An 18,665-nucleotide genomic window follows, 5' to 3' on the forward strand; every position below is an offset into this window, starting at 1 on the left:
AACGCGTGATAACGGCAACACTCGACAACCAAGTCAACACGATCTGGTTCCACTTCAAGGACGCGGGGATCGCCATAGCGATTGGCCTCATCGTGTGGCTTGCCGTGCACTACCTGATCCGCGGCCTGGTACACCGTGTCAAGGCGGCCCAGCCGCCGTGGAAGAGCAAGGGCCTGGCGTGGGCCCAGCCGGTGTTGCGCACCTTCAACCCCGTGCTGAAGAACCTCGATACCGAACGGCGCACCCAGCGGGCCGAGACCATCGGATCGCTGCTGAACTCGGTGCTTACCGTCATCATCGTGGTGGTGGTCGGCTTCTACGTGCTGCTGGCGTTCCATGTAAACCTCACACCGCTGCTTGCCAGCGTGAGCGTGGTGGGCGTCTCGATCGGTTTCGGCGCCCAGCAACTGGTCCGCGACTTCCTGGCCGGCATCTTCATCACCCTGGAGGACCAGTACGGGATCGGCGACGTCATCCAGACCAGCGAGGTCATCGGCACCGTCGAATCCGTGGGCCTGCGCATCACCCGGGTCCGCTCCGACGACGGCACCATCTGGTACCTGCGCAACGGCGAAATCCTGCGTCTGGGCAATCGCTCCCAGGGCGATTACGTTGACCCCGAGGCCGGTCCGGACAACGACGACGGCGGGCCGGCCGGCCTGGTCGACCCCACCCAACCGCAACCACAGAAAGCCGACGGCTAGCCATGAGTGCCGAGCACACCCCAAAGACCCCCGGAACCGAGTCAACACCTGCCGACAACGCTGCCGGCATCCCCATTCCGTCCCGTTTTGGCGAGCCGCTGGCCCGCATGCTCCCTATCCCGGTGATGCGCGGCCGGGCCGCGGAGGCGTCGTCGGCCGCGGCCCCGGCAGCGGTTCCAACTGCGGCCACCGCGCCTGCAACCGCACCCGGCGAAAAGGACGAGGCCACCGGCGCGGACACGTTCTACGACCAGATCGGCGGCCACGCAACGTTCGCCAAGCTGGTCCATGTCTTTTACCAGGGCATCGCCGGCGACGAGCTGCTGCGCCCCTTGTACGAGGACGAGGACCTGGGCCCCTCCGAGCGCCGCATGCTCATGTTCCTGGAACAGTACTGGGGCGGACCGCGCACCTACCTCGAGGAGCGCGGCCACCCGCGCCTGCGCATGCGCCACATGCCGTTCGCCGTGACCCCGGAGGCCCGGGACCGCTGGCTGCTGCACATGCGCGCCGGCGTCGACGCCATCCACCTCTCCCCGCTGCATGAGGCCACACTCTGGGACTACCTGGAACGCGCCGCCCACTCCCTGGTCAATTCGGCCTCAAGCGCCCCCACGCCGTGACGGACGAGTTCGACGCCCTGCTGGATTCGGTGCTCATTGGCGGGCGCGAACACGTCACCATTGAGGTCGTGGAGTACGACGCCGGCTGGCCGGCCAGGTTTGTCCGGCTCGCCGAGGTGATTGGCCAGGCGCTGGGTCCGCTCGCGCTGTCGGTGGACCACATCGGCTCCACCTCGGTTCCGGGCCTGGCCGCGAAACCAATCATCGACATCCTGCTCACCGTCGCATCGGTCGAGGACGAGGACTCCTACCTGACGGCGATGGAACACGCCGGCTTCGTGCTGCGGGTTCGCGAGCCGGACCACCGCATGTTCCGCACGCCGGCGAAGAACGTGCACATCCACCTCTACGCGCCCGGGCGCCAGGAATCGGTGGACTACCTAACCTTGCGCGACTGGCTGCGCAGCAGTGCACCGGCCCGGGCGCTCTATGCCGAGACGAAGAAACGGCTGGCCGGGCAAAGCTGGCCCGACATGAACTACTACGCGGCAGCCAAGTCCGGTGTCATCGCCCAACTCCTGGCCGACGCCCGCGCCCACCCGGTGGTCGAGCCCGTCGAGACCCGAGCCCAGGGCTAGAAGGTCGCCGTCGGCCGGACCAAGATGTGGCCGCGGCTCGTGCTCAGGCGCAGCCAGCGGTGCGAGGTGAAGACCGCAGCGGTCTCACCGGGAGCCACGAAGCCCAGTGCGTAGGCGGCGAAAGCTGCCCCGGCCGGTATGTCGTGCTCGAATCCGGCCATGGGCCGGCCCCACACGGCCGCGCGGGCGTTGTTCACGATGAGCGCCCCGGGATTGACGGGAATGATCTGGCCGATCTCCTTCACCCCGTCCTTGGCCGCCTTGATAAGCGTCTCGGCGTCAATCACGGTAATTTGCTCCCATGCCCCGCGCGGGGCGCTGACGGCGGCCCACGACTCATTGATCGTCATGGGCGGGATCGGCAGCGCGAGGTCGTCTTCGTCCATCCGGGCCAGCCGGTCGGCAATGGAGGCGAGGCTGACGGTCAGGTCCATGGTCGACGGCGTCGCCAGGGCCATGGTGCGCAGGCCCAGGATCGTGGGGGTGCCCTCCCCCAGGAGCTTGGCCCGCATGACGCACACATACGCGGCGAGGACGTGACCGGCCCCCTGAAGCCGAATCCCGCCGTCGTCCGCCGTACGCGCCCGGGTGACAAAGGTGCGCAGGTCCGCGACGGTTCCGGCGTCGGCGAGCCGGAACTCGTCCGTGTTGGTGGCTGTGGGCATTAGAGTGCTCCTTCGGTCGCGGCGACGGCCGCTTGGGCTGGGCGGCGGCGGAACGGGACGTCATTGCCCTGCCAGGTTTCCAGGGCGTGGCGTTGGGCGTCGCCGAGGCGGATGGGACGGCCCGTGGTGCGGGAAGCGAGAACCATCGAGGAGGCGGCCTGGGCGTAGATCGTGGAGCCGTCCTTTTCCGTGACGGTGTAGCCGAATTCGAAGCTGGAACCGCCGATCCGGGTGATCCAGATGTTGACGTAGACGGGCTGGGGCCGGAACGAGATGGGCGCCAGGTACTCGATTTCGTTGCGGCCTACCAGGACGAAGTGGTCGTCATCGATGAGGTCGTTGAAACTTGTCTCGGCTGAGGTGCCGGGGGCGGCGGACGCGCCAAGCGGGGTGTGGATCAGCTGGACCCGTGCGTCCTCCAGGTACTGCAAATACGTCACGTTGTTCACGTGGCCGTAGGCGTCAATGTCGCCGAATCGAACTTGGAGGGGAATTTGGATTACCTGGGCCATTCCCTCATCTTCTCAAAGCGGCACCCCGGCCACCAATTGGGCGGTCCTACCGGGCGTCCGCGGGGAGGGCGGAGGCCATTTGTCCGGGGGCCGGGCGGACACATAGAGTCACACCATGAACGAAATTTCCCCGGATGCGACGCCGATCGAGACGCTGCTGGGCCTGCTGAACCTGTCGACGGCGGACGGCGCGCGAACCGACGAGGACATCTTTGTCGGTTTGGGGCAGGAAAGTGCCGTCCATCCGCGCCTCTTTGGCGGCCAGGTGCTGGCCCAGTCACTGATCGCGGCCAGCAAGACCGTGGACGAAAACCGGCTGGTGCACTCCATGCACGGATATTTCCTGCGGCCCGGGGACGCGGCCTCACCCATTACTTTCGGCGTCCAGCGGTTGCGCGACGGGCGCTCCTTCTCGGCCCGCCGCACGCACGCCTACCAGGGCGGCCAAACGATCCTGTCGATGATCGCCTCCTTCCAGGTGCCAGACCACGGCATCGACCACCAGGCCGAGATGCCCCTGAACGTGCCCGGACCCGAGGACGTGCCCAGCGCGGCCGATATCCTCGGCAGCATCGACCACCCCGTGGCGCAATCGTGGGCGTATGAACGGCCCTTCGACATCCGCCACGTCGGCGAGAGCATCTACCTGGCCGTCCGGGGCGAGCGCGTGGCGCACCAGGCCGTCTGGGTGAAAACCACCGGGCCCATGCCGGCGGACCAAAACCTGCACCGCGCCGCGCTGGCCTATGTCAGCGACTACACGCTGCTGGAACCGTCGCTGCGCAGGCACGGCATCAACTGGAGCAAGCCCGGGCTGAGCGTCGCCAGCCTCGACCACGCCATGTGGTGGCACCGGCCCGTCAAGGTGGACGAATGGCTGCTGTACGTGGCCGAATCCCCCAGCGCATCCGGCGCCCGCGGCCTGAACTTCGGCCGCTTCTTCGACCAAAACGGCGTCCTGGTGGCCTCCGTGGCGCAGGAAGGCATGATCCGAATTCCGGACGAGGACCTGGCCGACACGTAACAGCTGTTCTCGGGCGGCGGCCGCTCACCGCCCTGAATTGCTCCGGCGTAGACTGGCGAAATAGTGCGCTACCCAGGCTGGCCGCAGCCCCTGTTGAGGAGTCATCATGAGCGTGCAATTCATGGCCATCATTCGCGAACACACCTTTGACCCGGACACGGTGACGGAAAAGATGTGGACCGACACCATGGCGGCCCACGCCGCCTTCGTCGACGCCGTTGCGGCCGCCGGCGGCCGCGTGCTGAACACCGGCGGGTTGCAGGCCGACAACGCCGTCCACATCCAGCCGAGCACCCACGGCCGGCCCGCCATCTTCACCAACGGCCCGTTTGCCGAGAGCAAGGAAGTCAACCACGGCTTCTACCTGCTCGAACTGCCGGACGACTCCCAGGCGCACCACCTGGCCGGCATGATTCCCACCGGCGGATCCGTGGAACTGTACCCGGTGATACACGCCAGTTCCTACCCATCCGCCGTCTGAACCGCGCTTTAATGAGGTGTGGACACCTCCCTTGAGGACGCGTACCGGCGCGACTGGCCCCTGATTGTGGGCGCAGTTGCGCGGTACACCTCCGACCTCGCATTGGCGGAGGACTGCGTCCAGGAGGCGTTCGTGCGGGCGCTCACCGCGGGCACTCCTCTCCGCAACCCGTCGGCGTGGATCACCACCACGGCGCGCAGGATTGCCGTGGACAGCCTCCGCCGGGGCCAAACCCTGCAACGCATGCTGCCGGACCTTGCGCGTGATGCCAGGACTGACGCGGCCGTCACCTCCAGTACTTCCGGGGAGGATTTCATGTTTTCCGGTGATGAACGCCTGTTGCTGATGGGCCTGCTCGCCCGCCCGGAGCTGTCCGAGGAGGACCGGGCGGCACTGGCGCTGCGCTTTGTCTGCGGCGCAACCACCCGGGCCATCGCCGGCGTCTTCCTGGTTCCCGAGGCCACCATGGCGGCACGGCTGACCCGGGCCAAGAAAAAGGTGGCCACCCTTGATGCACGGGCCGATCCTGCCGGTGCGGATCTGGTGACTGCCGAGCACCTTTTACCGCGCCTCGACACCCTGTTGACCACCATCTACCTGCTCTACACAGCAGGACACGCCATCCCGGCGGGCACCGAGCTCACCGCCGCGGCCACCCGCGGTACGGCCATCGAGCTGGGGCGCGAGCTCGCCGCACTTTTGCCGAGGAACCTGGAAACGCAGGGCCTGCTGGCGCTGATGCTGCTCACCGAGGCACGCCAACTTCCCTTGGCGGACGACGCCGTTCCCGTCACCTTGGCCGACGCGGACCGGTCCGCGTGGGATCAAAAGCTGATCGCCGAGGGCTTGCGGCTGGCAACCATTGCATTGCCGGGCGGCGGCCGCTTTGCGTTGCAGGCGGGTATCTCCGGACTGCACAGCGCGGCGCCGTCCTGGGAGGCGACGGATTGGCCCGCCATCGGGCGGCTGTACAACCGGCTCTACGAGGTGTGGCCGGCACCGTCCGTGGCGCTGAACCGCATTATCGTCCGCGGCTTCAGCGCCGATGTCGGGCCCGAAGCCGCGCTGGACGAATTGGCGGAGCTGGCTCCGCGTATTGGCAGCGCGCTGGCGGGCCAAGCCTGGGCGGCCCGCGCCGAACTGCTCTGCAGGCTGGGACGGTTCGCCGACGCCGCTGAGGCCTACCGGCAGGCGCTGGCCGGCGAGCTCAGTGCCGACGACCGTGCATATCTACAGCGCCGGTTAGCAGGCTTGCCGGAGCCGCATGGTTGAGCCTGTCCTCGGTGGTTGAGCCTGTCGAAACCCAGGATCTCGACAAGCTCGATCAACGAAACCGGTGGTTGAGCTTGTCGTGACCCCGGTGGTCGAGCCTGTCGAGACCCAGGTGGTCGAGCCTGTCGAAACCCGGTGGTCGAGCTTGTCGAGACCCCGGTGGTAGAGCTTGTCGAGACCCAGGCTCGCTAGAGGTGATCGTGTTCGGCGTCGGCCCGGGGAATCAGCGGGACAGCGACGAGAGGGCAGAGCGCGGCGGCGACGAATGCCAGCGGGTAGCCAACAACCCCGATGAGCGCGCCGATGGCCGGGCCCACCGCCGAGGCCGCAATGAATTGCCCCGTGTTCTGTGCGCCCAGGGCCCGCCCGGCCCAGGCCGTGCCGGCCATCTCGGCAACCGAGGTGAACGCAAGGCCGTTGTCGGCGACGCTGATGGTCGTGGCGATGACCATGACGACGGCGGCCGCACCCCAGTGGGCCGCATCGGTGGCGGCCAAGACCAACATGGCAATGGCCGCGGCGACCGCCACCCAGCGCAACGGCCTGACCCGGCTGCCCACGCGGTCGCTCAGGATCCCGGTACCAATCCGGCCAACAGCGCCTACGAACTGGGCCACACCCACCAGGATGCCGGCGGCCAAAGCGTCCCAGTGCAGCGCGGTGACGAGCCAGACGAGGCCGAACGTCGACAGCGTGAACTGGGGCACCACCAACAGGATCGACACGGCGTGGATCCGCCACAGGAAGCTGTTGCGTCGGTACGGATTCGCCGTTGCCACTACTGCGGAACCGACTGGCTTAGCCTGACGCGGCGGATTGACGATCCAGATGCCGCAGGCCACGGCCAGCACGGCAGTCAGGACCAGAGGGACGGCCAGGGCCGCGGCGATCCCAGGGCCCGCGGCGAGCGTCGGGACGGTCACCGCTGCCACCGTCACGCCGAGCGGCTGTGCCATCTGGCGGATCCCCATGGCCAGCCCCCTGCGGTCCTTGGGGAACCAGCCAACCACGACGCGTCCGCTGGCCGCGTTGGTACTGGCCGCGGCCATGCCGCCCAGGATGAAGAAGATCCCGAGCCCCACATAGCCCTGCGCTGCCATGGCCCCCATCGTGGCCAGTGCAGTCAGGGCCAGTCCTCCTGCGATGACCCATTTCTCGCCGATTCGATCGGCGAGGGCACCCCAGAGGATCAGCGTCAGGACCATGCCCAGGGTGGGGGCCGCCGCCAACAAGCCCGCTTGAGCCAGGGACAGTCCCCGTTCCTGGTGGAGCATGGGAATCAGGAAGGCCGGTGCGCTGACGAAAACGGTGCCGGCCGTCTGCGCGGCAACGCCAATCCCAAGCATCCACCAGGCGCGTGTCAGGCTCCCCGCACGTTGCGGGGAACCAATGGCCGTGGTCTTGGCGGGTGTTTTCGATGGCATGACGGCAACGCTACGCTCGTGCATCGGGCCGGATGAAAACGTGTCCAAACACTGGAACTCGCCCTTTGCGGGGTCGTTGCCCCGCACTTGGCGACCCGAGCGGGTCCGCAGCCCGGGCACCCGGGTGCGTGCCGGCGTCGTACATTTTTAGTCCAGGGAACGGAGTTCGGCGAGCAGGGCCCGAGCCATGGACCTTGCCGCCTCGACGATGTCCTCATCGGACGTGGGTGTTCCGGCTGCTGCGCTGGCTGCGGAGTTGATGCTCAGCAAGGCCATGCGGATCAGGAGGATCCGGGCCGGATCCGCCTGGTCGCCGGCGAGGAATTCCGCGATCTCGCTGAGGCTCTCGCGGAGAGTGCCGACGCCGGGGCCGTCCTTCATGGTGCGCATGAGGGCGGGGTTGGTGTTGATGAAGCGGATGCCGCGTAGTTTGTCGATGGTGGTGCCGTCGACCCAGCGGAGTACCGTTCGCTCCAATAGCTCGGGGCTGGCGGGTTGAGTGCGGGTCCAGGCGAGGAGTTCGGCGGCCTCATTGCCGCGGGAGGTCATCTGCGAGGTGACGATGTCCTCTTTGCTTTTGAAATGGTAGTAGAGCGATGCCTTGCTGATGCCGAGGTGGTCGGCGATTTCCCGCAGCGAGGTTGCCTCGTAGCCCTTCGCGCTGAAGAGGGCCAGGGCTACCCGTTGTGCCTCCGCCTTGGTGTCCCTGCCGCTGCGCTGCGTTTTCTCGTCCATGATTTCAGCATACTGGACAACCTACCTGCCGGTCGGTAGGCTGCGTGTTTATGGCCTGATATTCCTTCAGTGCCCCTTCATTCGCAGCCCCACCTGTAGGTGAGAACATCATGATCCGATCCACCGTTCAACCGGCCCTTGCCGATCCTCGTGGCAACGGGGCCATGCCATGGCGCTGATGACGCTGCAGTTCGTGACCCTTTTCCTGGCTGGACTGTTGGCGGGCGAGGAATTCGTGGTGCGCTATGGGGTGCACCCGTCGTTGGCCATTCTTGACGAGCCTGCACAGATCCTTGCGCGGCAGGGGCTGATCCGACGCCTGCGTATTGTGGTGCCGTCGATCCTGGTGCCTACCGTTCTTGCGGGTGCGGCCACGCTGATCTTCGCCGGCTCCGGGCCGGGCTGGGGCTTCCGTTGGGCGGCCGCCGCGGCACTTCTGGTCCTGGTGCTGGTGACGGCCCTGGGGACCGTGCCGATCAACATCGAAATCGGGGCATGGCACCACGACGCGCCGCCCGAGAGTTGGCAGGCGAAGGTGCGGCGCTGGGAGCAGCTGGATATCCTGCGTTCCTCGGCAGCGATTCTTGCCTTCGCGTTCTTCGTGCTGTCCATCGCCGCCCAGTTGGCCGCGGCGTAGCGCCTCTCCCCCACATGCATCCGAAAGTCTTCGCTTCCGCACTGCGCCAAAAAGTAATGGCCGGTTCCTCAAAAGGAACCGGCCATTACTTTTGGTTGGGCCCACGCTTACCAGGTTCCCGGGAAATCGCGGAGCGATTTATCCAGGTCGGCAGGTGCTGGGCCCACGCGCCCGAGGGCCCCGGAGCGAGGTACGAGCTCCGGGAGGGCGTGGGGATTAGTCGCGGGTCAGGCGGCGGTGGGTGACGCGGTGCGGGCGGGCCGCATCGGCGCCGAGACGCTCCACCTTGTTCTCCTCGTAAGAGTCGAAGTTGCCCTCGAACCAGTGCCAGTTGGCCGGGTTCTCGTCTGTGCCTTCATAGGCCAGGATGTGGGTGGCGATTCGGTCCAGGAACCAACGGTCGTGCGATACCACCACGGCGCAGCCGGGGAATTCGAGCAGCGCGTTTTCGAGGCTGCTGAGGGTTTCCACGTCGAGGTCGTTGGTGGGCTCATCGAGGAGCAGCAAGTTGCCGCCCTGCTTGAGGGTCAGGGCCAGGTTGAGGCGGTTGCGCTCACCACCGGAGAGCACACCGGCCTTCTTCTGCTGGTCCGGGCCCTTGAAGCCGAAGGCTGCAACATAGGCGCGGGAGGGCATTTCGACGTTGCCGACCTGGATGTAGTCGAGGCCGTCGGAGACGACTTCCCACAGGGTCTTGTCGGGGTCGATGCCGCCGCGGCTCTGGTCGGCGTAGGAGATCTTGACGGTCTCGCCCACCTTGAGGTCGCCGCCGTCGAGCGGTTCCAGGCCAACAATGGTCTTGAACAGGGTGGACTTACCCACACCATTCGGGCCGATGACGCCGACGATGCCGTTGCGGGGCAGGGTGAAGGAGAGTCCGTCGATCAGGACGCGGTCGCCGAAGCCCTTTTGCAGCTTGTTGGCTTCGAGGACGACGCCGCCGAGGCGCGGTCCCGGCGGGATCTGGATCTCTTCGAAGTCAAGCTTGCGCGTGCGGTCAGCCTCGGCAGCCATTTCCTCGTAGCGGGCCAGACGGGCCTTGGACTTGGTCTGGCGGCCCTTGGCGTTGGAGCGCACCCACTCAAGTTCCTCAGTGAGACGCTTGGCCATCTTGGCGTCTTTTTGCCCTGGACTTCCAGACGGGCGCGCTTCTTCTCCAGGTAGGTGGAGTAGTTGCCCTCGTAGGGATACAGGTGGCCGCGGTCGACTTCGGCGATCCACTCGGCCACGTGGTCCAGGAAGTACCGGTCGTGGGTTACGGCCAGGACGGCGCCGGCGTAGCTCTTGAGGTGCTGTTCGAGCCAGTTGACGGACTCGGCATCCAAGTGGTTGGTGGGCTCATCGAGGAGCAGCAGGTCAGGCTTCTGGAGCAGAAGCTTGCACAGGGCAACGCGGCGGCGCTCACCACCGGAGAGAACGGTGACGTCGGAGTCTCCGGGCGGGCACTGGAGTGCATCCATGGCCTGCTCGAGCTGGGAATCGAGGTCCCATGCGTCGGCGGCGTCGATGGCTTCCTGCAGCTTGCCCATTTCCTCGAGGAGGGAATCGAAGTCAGCATCGGGGCTGGACATTTCCTCGGAGATCTCGTTGTAGCGCTGGATCTTGCCGTAGATCTCGCCAACGCCTTCCTGGACGTTGCCCAGGACAGTCTTTTCCTCGTTCAGCGGCGGTTCCTGGAGCAGGATGCCCACGGTGTAGCCGGCGCTGAGGCGGGCTTCACCGTTGGAGGGGTGTCCAACCCTGCCATGATCTTCAGGATGGTCGACTTACCGGCACCATTGGGACCGACGACGCCGATCTTGGCACCCGGGTAAAAGGACATGCTTACGTTGTCAAGAATGAGTTTTTCGCCAACCGCTTTGCGCGCGTTGGTCATCGTGTAAATAAATTCCGCCATACACCTAAGGCTAGTGGGTGCGGGACCATATCTCACATTTGTTCGCCACTAGTGTTCGTAGCGTGCGTTTGAGGCGGCACCCGTGAGCGGGGTTGCCGACGGAGTATGGCTAGTGTTGATCTCCGACAAAACAGCGTCCCGAGGCGAGCAACGGCAGAATTGTCACGGCCGCCTTGCCGTCACGGACCTGGCCAATGACGCATTCCTTGGCGACGGGCGCGGCGGCCTCGATGGCGTCCACGGCCAGGCCGGTGGGCGTCCTATCGATGGAGATTTCCACCTTTTCCTTGACGGCGCCGGCGTCCAGCATGGCGGTCATCATCTGTTCCCTGTTCGGGGAGCTGGTGTTGTTGCCAAGGGCGGTCAGGGAGGCCTTGACCTTGTCGGCAAGCGCCTCGCCCGCCGTGGGCGGCTGCGTCGGCTTGGCATCGGCTTTGGCTTTTGGCGCGGCGGCTGATGCGCTTGTCGCCGCCGTGGTGGCCGGATCGTTGGAGTCATTGGAGTCATTGGACGAGGGAAGCAGTGAGCACCCCGACGCAGCAAGCGAAGCCACGAGAACCAATACCGTTCCGGCCGCGCGCAGGCGACGGGTGGCGGACGGCTTTGCCTGGCGGGGTGTCATGTTGTCCAAAGTCACCCCGCCATTCTGTCATGACGGGCAGGTCTCGCTGACCTCCATGTCAGAACGGCGCCTTTTCCTTCAGCAATTCGCCGGTTTCTTCGTCAACCAGTTCATCGTCGCCCGGGGCGGCCTCCGCATCCGGGTCCGTCGCGTCATCGATCGCTCCTTTGGCGTCCCCTTCCAATTGCCCGCCGTCTGCCGCGGCGCTCGACTCCAGGCCGTCGGGGTCGCCGTCCTCACCGTAGTCCTCCGCACTGTCGGGGGCGACGTAGGCGGTTCCGTCTCCTGTTGCTGGGGTGGGACCGTAGCCCTGGGTGCCGCCGTCGTACTGGCTCGTGGTCGCGCCACTCTGCCGCAACGCGCCGGACCGGGCATAGAAGGCGGTGCCGAACTGAAGGTCGGCGCCAATGCTTTCGGCGTCAATTTCAACACTGAGCCCCGGGTGTCCGTCCTTGCGGATGTAGCTGACCATGTGGAGCTTTCCGACGACGATGATGCGGTCGCCCTTGTGGATGCTGGCGACGGCGTTCTGGGCCAGGGCGCGAAAGATGTTAATGCGGAACCAGTTGGTGTCGCCGTCGGCCCAGACGTTGGTGATGGGATCCTGGCGACGGTGGGTGGAGCCCATGCGGAAGTGGCCCACTACGAGGCCGGACGCAGTGGTTCGGACTTCGACTGCTGAACACACGAACCCTCGGATGGTGAGAAAGTTGGCCATGGGATTACCTTTCACTGGGCCGCTGCTGCGGAGCTGGTTGGTTGCTTCCAGCTAACGCCTCCGCGAGAGTCGCAACCAGTGGCCTGTCCGCGATTGTGGACAACACCTCATGAGCGCTCAGCTGTGGAGGAGGAGATGCGGCGGCAAACCTGATAATTTAGACAAGGCCCTTCTTTGACGGGCCGCGCCTCGGTAGCTCAGCGGATAGAGCAGGAGCCTTCTAATCTCTTGGTCGCTGGTTCGATTCCAGTCCGGGGCACAACATGGCCCTGACCTGCGGTTATGCCTCAAAAGTCAAGAGCTGCGGGGACCAAAATTGCCCCAACTCATCTTTTACTCATCTAGTTCAACAGACTTTTCCTGAGTTTCGGGTCATCTTTTTCGGCGCGTAGCACTCATCATTTTCAGCGTTAAGTGGCAAAAGTGTCTAGATTCCGCGGTTCTTGCTGCCCCGAACGCGGCCGGGCAGTTACCGGCACCAAATAGGACCTGCGATCACCGTGCTCACGGCTCAGCGTGCCAGCGTCCGGGCAACACCTTGCGCTGAGGCTGGAAGCTTTGGGCCGCGAGCGTGCACAGCTTCCGGAGAGTGGCTCTACTCTTTCAACCCTATTTGGCGCTCGGAACACGTCCCAACGGTAGTTAGTAGGTGTTGTCGTACGTCGGGTCGTCTGCCGTGGTCGGCTCTGGACGTGTGCAGGCCTGCACTGTGGTCTCGAGCGGGTTTTCCACCTCGTTTTTAGTACCGATGATGGTTGATGCGCTGCTGTGTAACGGCTTCTCTCTGAGTCGATCAGGGCACGACCCCGGCCACATTGGAGGTCAGCGCCGTGGCCAGGGGCACAAGCCCAACGTCGTTGTCTGGGCCCTGGTCCACGCGCCAAGGCTCCATCGCTAGCTCAGGGGGCTATGACAGCTTGCCAAGTGCTTGATCAGCTGGTCTGTTTGACCCTTGCGTGCCATGTCCAGGAGGCGGCGGTGTTTGGCTACAACGCCAGCGGCCTTGGCGGGGTCATTTTTGTAGAAGCGGATGATGCGACGCTGCACAGGGTTTTCCCAAATCGCTTGCAAGGACTGTAAGAGGTATCTATTTGGGCATGGATCTACCAGTGCCAAGTGAAAGTCGGTGCTGGTGCGGAAGATTGCATCGAAATCCGCGTCCCGAACTGCGTCTGCCTCAGCCAGCGACATCTCGAGCCGAGCGAGTTCCATCGGCGTATATCGGCCGTTGAAACGGCGGATCGCCAGCGCCTCAATCTCGCGGCGCACCTCGTAAACGTCAATAATGTCCTGTTCGCCCAGGACCTTCACAAAGTAGCCGCGCCCCGGGATGAAATCGGCCATTCCCTCGTGCTCCAACCGTGCCAGCACATCCCTAACCGGCATCCGGGAAACCTCGTACCTTGCCGCCAACTGGTCCTGGATGAGTTGCGCCCCGGGGGCAATGAGCTCCGAGACGATTTCATCGCATACTCGCTCGTAGACTCGTTCAGCCAGCGGACGGGGATCACGGATGCCGACATCATTCATGTTGTTTTCCTCCTAAAATCGGGCCGCCGGGAATTTTTCCTGACCAACTCAGAAAAAGTATTGCACTTCACCGTATCCCGCGGCTACGCTGTATCCAATCTTACAGATTGGATACAGCGTAGTGAATCCCCATACTATCGACCGGATCGTCGGCATTGATTTTGCCGCCCCGGGCAAGCAACTTGGCCACTTGGCCATCGTGCATTCCGACAACGAACACGACGGCGCTGTCATCCCCGTGCCGATTGCGGTCATTTCCGGTCTGAATGGCACGGCCGGCCCGACGATCCTGTTAACGGCCGGCACCCACGGGGATGAATACGAAGGCCAAGTACTTCTCCATGAGCTCATCCGCGGGATCGATCCGGCCCAAGTCCATGGCCGCATCATTGTTCTTCCGTCCCTGAACCTCCCGGCCGTCCGCGAGGGACGCCGCGTGTCCCAGGTGGACGGCGCCAACCTCAACCGCGCCTTGCCCGGCAACTCCGCCGGAGGCCCCACCGACCAGATTGCACAGATCATCGAGGGTCTCCTACTCCCTTATCGGACTTCGCACTGGACATCCACTCCGGAGGCTCAGTCAACGAATACATCCCCTCAGCCTTCGTCTACGCCGGCCCCACCGAGGACAAATGGTCCCGAAAGGTGGCAGCTGTCGAGGCGTTCGGGCAGCCCTACTGTGTGGTGGTCAAGCCCGACTTCGTCGCCGGCTCAATTAGTGGCGCCGCCGACCGTGTGGGCGTCACGATGATCTCCACTGAACTTGCCGGCCGTGGGACCGTCAACCGCCGGGTCCTCGCGGAAGCACGCACCGGACTCCACCGGCTGCTGGCGCACGTTGGAGTCCTTCCCATACCGTCGGGGTCTGACGACTCCGCCTCCCACAGCGGGCGTGATGCCGACGGATCCGCCGGGGCCGACGACGGCATCACCTACCTTGAGCTGAGAGCCGACTCGGCCGTCATGGCTCGTGGGGCAGGACTGTTCGAACCCTCCGTCGACCTTGGCCAGCACGTTGCCGTCGGCGACCTCGTTGGCCGCGTCCACTTCATTGAGGAACTGGACCGGCCATGGCAGGAATACCGGGCCCACCTGGACGGACTCGTCTGCACGCTACGCCACCCCACCCTTGTCCAGACCGGGACCACGTTGGTGAACATTGGTGTTCCCCTCCGCGCCCACTCACGATTGGAAAATTGAAATGAGAGCATCACGACGGATCCGCCTTGCACTGGTGGCGACTGTGGCATTGACCAGCATGTTTGCCGCCAGCGGCTGCACCACCGCCTCCCAAAACCTGGGCACACCGACAACCGGCCAAACTTCGGGAACAGCCAGCTTCGACCCGACTTCGGTGGCGAAAGATGACGCACTGGCTGCCCTTGTTCCAGCATCCATCAAGTCAACCGGATCACTGACGATCGGCTCGGACACCACGTACCCTCCGGCTGAGTTCCTCGGAGGCGCAGACGGACAGACACCCATGGGCTTCGACGTTGACCTAGCTAAGGCCATTGGCACCACATTGGGGCTAAAGGTTAACTTCGAGACCGCTGGGTTTTCAACAATCCTGCCCGCACTGGGCGCCAAATACGACCTCGGCATGAGCGGCTTCTCTATCACCAAGAAGCGATTGGATGCCGTAAACTTCGTGGACTATTTCACGGCAGGATCCATCTGGGCCATACAGAAGGGCAACCCTAACCACATCAGCCTCGATGACTTGTGTGGCAAGAAGGTTGGCGTACAGACCGGCTCAGTGCAGGCAGACCCGGATGTTTCGGGTCGTTCCGCCGCTTGCGTGAAGGCCGGCAAGCCCGCCATAGACGTAGTTAGCCTACCCACCCAGTCAGACATCACCACCCGCCTGGTCAGCGGCGGAATCGACGCCATGGTCTCCGGCGGCACCACCATCACCTACGCGCTTACCCAGACGAACGGGCAGTTGGAAATGCTGGGAGAGTTGTACAACCCTGACCACAACGGCATCGCCATCGCCAAGGACGACCTGCCCCTGGCGGACCTAGTGGCAAAAGTGATGAACAAACTCATTGCCGACGGCAGCTACGGCAAGATCATGGACCAATGGGGAGTCGGAGTCCTCTCCATCAAAGAGGCCGTGGTCAACCCCCAGGTCACCCAATGACACAAACACGGGCTACAGCGCCCTCGCCCTACGTCGCTTTGGATGAGATTCCCCGCATCAGGGCTGTTCCAGTTCGCCACCCGGGCCGCTGGTTGGCCGGCGTGATTATTGTCGCCGCGCTGGTCGAGGCCATCCACTCGGTCTGGACCAACCCGCAGTTCCACTGGTCCACAGTCCGCCTTTACCTCTTCGACGTCCTGGTCATTCGGGGCATCGGCTGGACATTGTTGTTGACAGTGACGTCGATGGTCATCGCGATCGTGTTGGCGATTCTGCTGGCGTTCATGCGCCAATCCGACAACCCCCTGTTTCGCTACGTGTCCTGGACGTGGGTTTGGTTCTTCCGCGGCACCCCCGTCTACACGCAGCTCGTCTTCTGGGGCCTAGTCTCGGTCCTGTACCCCAAGATCAGTGCGGGCGTCCCATTCGGGCCCGAACTGTTCTCCTTCACCACCGCCGATGTCGTAACCGCGACCGTCGCAGCCATCCTGGGCCTGGGCCTGAACGAATCCGCCTACCTGGCGGAAATCTTCCGGGCCGGGCTGAAATCCGTGGACAACGGCCAGATGGAAGCCGCCGAGGCCCTGGGCATGCGCAAGGGCAAGGTCATGTGGCGAATCATCCTGCCCCAGGCCATGCGTGTCATCATCCCGCCCACCGGTAACGAAACCATCGGCATGCTCAAGACCACGTCCCTGGTGCTGGCCGTCCCGTTCACCTACGATCTGACCTTCGTCACCAGTGCGATCGCGAACCGGATTTACCTGCCCATCCCTCTGCTGATCGTCGCCGCGTTCTGGTACCTGGTCATCACCTCGATCCTGATGGTCGGCCAGCACTTCGTCGAACGCCACTTCGGCAAGGGAGTGGACAACGTCATGAAGGCCCCCGTAAAAGCGACCGCCGCCGCGGCAGCCGCCCACAAGGCCCCGCCGAACGCGGAAAACATCACCCACCCCACCGACGACACCGAAGGTGGCCTCTAATGTCTGAAACCACACGGCAGTACGCCACCACCCCGGCCGCCGGCGCCCCCCTGGTCCGGATCGAGGGCGTGCACAAGTACTTTGGCGAGCACCACGTACTCCGTGGCATCGACATGACCGTCAAGCCCGGGGAAGTCTCCGTCATCATCGGACCCTCCGGATCGGGCAAGTCCACGCTGCTGCGCTGCGTCAACCTGCTCGAAACCATCAGTGCCGGGCGGATCCACGTCCACGACGACCTGATCGGCTACCGCGAGGTCAACGGCAAACTCCACAATCTAAACAGCAAGCAGATCGCCGCTCAACGCCGGGAAATCGGCATGGTGTTCCAACGCTTCAACCTGTTCCCGCACAAGACCGCGCTGCAAAACGTGATCGAGGCCCCCACCCAGGTCAAACGCCAATCAAAGGCCGCCGCGAAACTCAAGGCCCTGGAACTGTTGGACCGGGTGGGGCTCGGGGACCGGGCGAACTTCTACCCGGCCCAGCTCTCCGGCGGCCAGCAACAGCGCGTCGCGATCGCCCGGGCGCTGGCCATGGAACCGGAATTGATGCTCTTTGACGAGCCCACCTCCGCCTTGGACCCGGAGCTGGTGGGCGATGTCCTGGAGGTCATGAAGGACCTCGCCAAGTCCGGCATGACGATGATCGTGGTAACCCACGAGATCGGATTCGCCCGCGAAGTCGGCGACACCCTCACGTTCATGGACGGCGGCGTCGTGGTCGAATCCGGTGACCCCCGCGAGATCATTGCCAACCCCCAACACCACCGCACCCAGGAATTCCTCAGCCGCGTCCTCTAACGCTCCGGTGGTCGAACACTTCGGTGGCCGTCCTTCACCAGACTCATGTTCGGTGAAGGACGGCCACCGTTTCGTCTAAAGCGCCACGGCTTTGTGGATCCTGGCGTGCAGCTCCCGCAAATCCTCACGGCTCGCCGCCCCCCTCGAGGGAGCTGCACCCCGCAGTAAGGAGATGGGACCCTCAGCATTCACTCATTGATTCCGACACAGCTCGCGTATTTCGGGATTAGCGACCTCCTTCTCATCTTCTCCAACCGACCTCACTGTCACGGACCGCCAAGCCCAGGTCATCAAGGTTTCTGTGAACATCCACCTCTACCTATCCAGCTAACCGATGGGGCATTCCATAGCATCCAGGGCATTCGCACTTTGACTCCCCGAAGTGTTCTGGCAGCCCATTTTGAGGTCGCAAATTGGCACCTCAAAACGATCGCAATTCACATCTCCGGCGCGCCGTTGACGTTCCTGTCAACAGGGAGATTGCCCGACCTCTACATCCACTCCCCGGGCAAAACGGCACCAATTGGCCAGCTTCGTGGAACGCTCTGGCGGTCTGACCAATCAGAGCGAAAATACCCCCTCGAAAACGACCTCTGATCGAGCAAGACGACCGTCTTTTCATGGCCAACGATTTGCCAACATCCATGCCGCGAAACCTGCGAACAGGCCGCCACGAGGCGCTTCGGGGAAATCTGGCGGACACACGTCACGTTTTACTTACGTCTTTGAACGACAAGCCACGCGAAGTGTTGGCATGTCAAAGGGGTCCGACGTCCCGCACTCCCCCGGGAACTAGCGGTTTTTCACGACGATCAGCGAAGATTGACATAAGTTTCCTGAGTTTCTCCTGGCCGCCGGTTCGAGTCCGGCCCGGGGCACAACATGGCTCTGACCTGCGGTTATGTTCCGCGGGTCAGAGCCAACTTAGAGGCAAAAACGGCCCTGGTCATCTTTTTCAGCACCTGACGCCCATCATTTTCAACATTCAGTTACGAAAAGTGCCTAGATTCCGCGGTTCTCAATTTCCCGAACGCGGCCAGACAGTTATCGGCAACAAGCGGGCCTTCGATCGCCGTATTCTCTGCACTGAACGCAGTCGGCAAATGATGAGCTGAGGACCGTCCAGACAGGCCCGGCCTATTTCCATCGGGGCTCGCATCAGTTCGTGAAGGCTGGCATACGGGACGGTCACTTCTTGATTGGTAGTGGTGGGTTACGTGTGTGAATAGCCACGATAACTGGCAGTTTTATCACGGCGTTGAATGCTATCCCGGTGCACGCAAGACCATCATGATGTGAGGCGCTGCG

The 18,665-nt window shown here is 64.0% G+C and carries 18 protein-coding genes, 1 tRNA gene and 2 pseudogenes; 13 read left to right on the forward strand and 8 right to left on the reverse strand.

Going from position 1 to position 18,665, the window contains the following annotated elements; genetic code table 11:
• Positions 1 to 5: 5 nt before the first annotated feature.
• The 3 genes from AL755_RS13040 to AL755_RS13050 all read left to right on the forward strand — a co-directional run bounded on the left by AL755_RS13040 (position 6) and on the right by AL755_RS13050 (position 1,905).
• Positions 6 to 704: a mechanosensitive ion channel domain-containing protein gene (locus AL755_RS13040; protein ID WP_054011369.1), complete on the forward strand. Its 699-nt coding sequence runs from the start codon at positions 6 to 8 to the stop codon at positions 702 to 704.
• A 125-nt stretch (positions 705 to 829) separates the two neighbouring features.
• Entirely contained in the window at positions 830 to 1,327 is a 498-nt protein-coding gene (locus tag AL755_RS24290; protein WP_082369572.1) for a globin, read from the forward strand.
• Positions 1,324 to 1,905: a GrpB family protein gene (locus AL755_RS13050; RefSeq protein WP_054011371.1), complete on the forward strand. Its 582-nt coding sequence runs from the start codon at positions 1,324 to 1,326 to the stop codon at positions 1,903 to 1,905. The genes AL755_RS24290 and AL755_RS13050 overlap by 4 nt, the downstream gene beginning before the upstream one ends.
• Here AL755_RS13050 and AL755_RS13055 read toward each other — a convergent pair.
• Both AL755_RS13055 and AL755_RS13060 read right to left on the reverse strand, forming a co-directional pair.
• On the reverse strand, positions 1,902 to 2,570 hold the full coding sequence (locus AL755_RS13055) for a hypothetical protein (RefSeq protein WP_054011372.1): 669 nt from the start codon (positions 2,568 to 2,570) through the stop codon (positions 1,902 to 1,904). The two genes, AL755_RS13050 and AL755_RS13055, sit on opposite strands and share 4 nt — an antisense overlap.
• Positions 2,570 to 3,082 carry an acyl-CoA thioesterase gene (locus AL755_RS13060; RefSeq protein WP_054011373.1) on the reverse strand — a complete coding sequence of 171 codons (513 nt, stop codon included), beginning with the start codon at positions 3,080 to 3,082 and terminating at the stop codon, positions 2,570 to 2,572. The genes AL755_RS13055 and AL755_RS13060 overlap by 1 nt, the downstream gene beginning before the upstream one ends.
• A 115-nt stretch (positions 3,083 to 3,197) precedes the next feature.
• Here AL755_RS13060 and AL755_RS13065 point away from each other — a divergent pair, with 115 nt between their 5' ends.
• From AL755_RS13065 to AL755_RS13075, 3 genes are all read left to right on the forward strand, one after another.
• Complete coding sequence (locus AL755_RS13065; protein ID WP_054011374.1) at positions 3,198 to 4,106, forward strand: acyl-CoA thioesterase; 909 nt, start codon at positions 3,198 to 3,200, stop codon at positions 4,104 to 4,106.
• 106 nt (positions 4,107 to 4,212) lie between these two features.
• Complete coding sequence (locus AL755_RS13070) at positions 4,213 to 4,587, forward strand: YciI family protein (RefSeq protein WP_054011375.1); 375 nt, start codon at positions 4,213 to 4,215, stop codon at positions 4,585 to 4,587.
• Between the two features lie 18 nt (positions 4,588 to 4,605).
• Positions 4,606 to 5,859, forward strand: coding sequence for an RNA polymerase sigma factor (locus AL755_RS13075; protein WP_054011376.1), 1,254 nt, complete (start codon positions 4,606 to 4,608; stop codon positions 5,857 to 5,859).
• Positions 5,860 to 6,047: 188 nt separating this feature from the next.
• Here AL755_RS13075 and AL755_RS13080 read toward each other — a convergent pair whose 3' ends face one another.
• Together AL755_RS13080 and AL755_RS13085 are read right to left on the reverse strand one after the other, a co-directional pair.
• Complete coding sequence (locus AL755_RS13080) at positions 6,048 to 7,283, reverse strand: MFS transporter (protein ID WP_192841612.1); 1,236 nt, start codon at positions 7,281 to 7,283, stop codon at positions 6,048 to 6,050.
• Between the two features lie 147 nt (positions 7,284 to 7,430).
• The gene (locus tag AL755_RS13085) at positions 7,431 to 8,018 is read right to left on the reverse strand and encodes a TetR/AcrR family transcriptional regulator (RefSeq protein WP_054011377.1); all 588 of its coding nucleotides are present in this window, start codon (positions 8,016 to 8,018) and stop codon (positions 7,431 to 7,433) included.
• Positions 8,019 to 8,187: 169 nt separating this feature from the next.
• On the opposite strand from AL755_RS13085, the gene AL755_RS13090 reads away from it, so the two are divergent.
• Complete coding sequence (locus AL755_RS13090; protein ID WP_054011378.1) at positions 8,188 to 8,655, forward strand: anthrone oxygenase family protein; 468 nt, start codon at positions 8,188 to 8,190, stop codon at positions 8,653 to 8,655.
• Between the two features lie 216 nt (positions 8,656 to 8,871).
• Here AL755_RS13090 and ettA read toward each other — a convergent pair.
• The 3 genes and pseudogenes from ettA to AL755_RS13105 form a co-directional block, all read right to left on the reverse strand.
• Positions 8,872 to 10,552 (reverse strand): annotated as a pseudogene (gene ettA / locus AL755_RS13095) (energy-dependent translational throttle protein EttA).
• Positions 10,553 to 10,661: 109 nt separating this feature from the next.
• A complete protein-coding gene (locus AL755_RS24045) occupies positions 10,662 to 11,189 on the reverse strand; it encodes a DUF6993 domain-containing protein (protein WP_237762474.1) in 528 nt (175 codons plus the stop codon).
• Between the two features lie 43 nt (positions 11,190 to 11,232).
• Positions 11,233 to 11,892: a single-stranded DNA-binding protein gene (locus AL755_RS13105; protein WP_054011379.1), complete on the reverse strand. Its 660-nt coding sequence runs from the start codon at positions 11,890 to 11,892 to the stop codon at positions 11,233 to 11,235.
• A 186-nt stretch (positions 11,893 to 12,078) separates the two neighbouring features.
• Here AL755_RS13105 and AL755_RS13110 point away from each other — a divergent pair.
• Positions 12,079 to 12,151: transfer RNA gene (locus AL755_RS13110), tRNA-Arg, on the forward strand.
• Between the two features lie 635 nt (positions 12,152 to 12,786).
• On the opposite strand, the gene AL755_RS13115 is transcribed toward AL755_RS13110, so the two are convergent.
• Positions 12,787 to 13,422 carry a GntR family transcriptional regulator gene (locus AL755_RS13115; protein ID WP_054011380.1) on the reverse strand — a complete coding sequence of 212 codons (636 nt, stop codon included), beginning with the start codon at positions 13,420 to 13,422 and terminating at the stop codon, positions 12,787 to 12,789.
• Positions 13,423 to 13,660: 238 nt separating this feature from the next.
• Here AL755_RS13115 and AL755_RS24620 point away from each other — a divergent pair.
• The 5 genes and pseudogenes from AL755_RS24620 to AL755_RS13135 form a co-directional block, all read left to right on the forward strand.
• Positions 13,661 to 13,867: pseudogene (locus AL755_RS24620) on the forward strand (succinylglutamate desuccinylase); the annotation flags it as partial.
• A gap of 146 nt (positions 13,868 to 14,013) precedes the next feature.
• Positions 14,014 to 14,622: a succinylglutamate desuccinylase/aspartoacylase family protein gene (locus tag AL755_RS24295; protein WP_272946714.1), complete on the forward strand. Its 609-nt coding sequence runs from the start codon at positions 14,014 to 14,016 to the stop codon at positions 14,620 to 14,622.
• Between the two features lie 43 nt (positions 14,623 to 14,665).
• Positions 14,666 to 15,568 carry an ABC transporter substrate-binding protein gene (locus tag AL755_RS13125; RefSeq protein WP_237762475.1) on the forward strand — a complete coding sequence of 301 codons (903 nt, stop codon included), beginning with the start codon at positions 14,666 to 14,668 and terminating at the stop codon, positions 15,566 to 15,568.
• Positions 15,565 to 16,554, forward strand: a complete 990-nt coding sequence (locus tag AL755_RS13130; RefSeq protein ID WP_082369284.1) for an amino acid ABC transporter permease — start codon at positions 15,565 to 15,567, stop codon at positions 16,552 to 16,554. The genes AL755_RS13125 and AL755_RS13130 overlap by 4 nt, the downstream gene beginning before the upstream one ends.
• Positions 16,554 to 17,357, forward strand: a complete 804-nt coding sequence (locus tag AL755_RS13135) for an amino acid ABC transporter ATP-binding protein (RefSeq protein ID WP_054011384.1) — start codon at positions 16,554 to 16,556, stop codon at positions 17,355 to 17,357. The genes AL755_RS13130 and AL755_RS13135 overlap by 1 nt, the downstream gene beginning before the upstream one ends.
• Positions 17,358 to 18,665 lie beyond the last annotated feature (1,308 nt).

This window comes from Arthrobacter sp. ERGS1:01 (genome assembly GCF_001281315.1).
Taxonomy (GTDB): Bacteria; Actinomycetota; Actinomycetes; order Actinomycetales; family Micrococcaceae; genus Specibacter.

Bases quoted from the DNA above. Each gene is read 5' to 3' on its own strand.
- AL755_RS24290 (WP_082369572.1), top strand. From the start codon at position 830: ATGCGCGGCCGGGCCGCGGAGGCGTCGTCGGCCGCGGCCCCGGCAGCG.
- AL755_RS13055 (WP_054011372.1), bottom strand. From the start codon at position 2,570: ATGCCCACAGCCACCAACACGGACGAGTTCCGGCTCGCCGACGCCGGA.
- AL755_RS13060 (WP_054011373.1), bottom strand. From the start codon at position 3,082: ATGGCCCAGGTAATCCAAATTCCCCTCCAAGTTCGATTCGGCGACATT.
- AL755_RS13065 (WP_054011374.1), top strand. From the start codon at position 3,198: ATGAACGAAATTTCCCCGGATGCGACGCCGATCGAGACGCTGCTGGGC.
- AL755_RS13070 (WP_054011375.1), top strand. From the start codon at position 4,213: ATGAGCGTGCAATTCATGGCCATCATTCGCGAACACACCTTTGACCCG.
- AL755_RS13080 (WP_192841612.1), bottom strand. From the start codon at position 7,283: ATGCCATCGAAAACACCCGCCAAGACCACGGCCATTGGTTCCCCGCAA.
- AL755_RS13085 (WP_054011377.1), bottom strand. From the start codon at position 8,018: ATGGACGAGAAAACGCAGCGCAGCGGCAGGGACACCAAGGCGGAGGCA.
- AL755_RS13090 (WP_054011378.1), top strand. From the start codon at position 8,188: ATGGCGCTGATGACGCTGCAGTTCGTGACCCTTTTCCTGGCTGGACTG.
- AL755_RS13105 (WP_054011379.1), bottom strand. From the start codon at position 11,892: ATGGCCAACTTTCTCACCATCCGAGGGTTCGTGTGTTCAGCAGTCGAA.
- AL755_RS13115 (WP_054011380.1), bottom strand. From the start codon at position 13,422: ATGAATGATGTCGGCATCCGTGATCCCCGTCCGCTGGCTGAACGAGTC.
- AL755_RS13130 (WP_082369284.1), top strand. From the start codon at position 15,565: ATGACACAAACACGGGCTACAGCGCCCTCGCCCTACGTCGCTTTGGAT.
- AL755_RS13135 (WP_054011384.1), top strand. From the start codon at position 16,554: ATGTCTGAAACCACACGGCAGTACGCCACCACCCCGGCCGCCGGCGCC.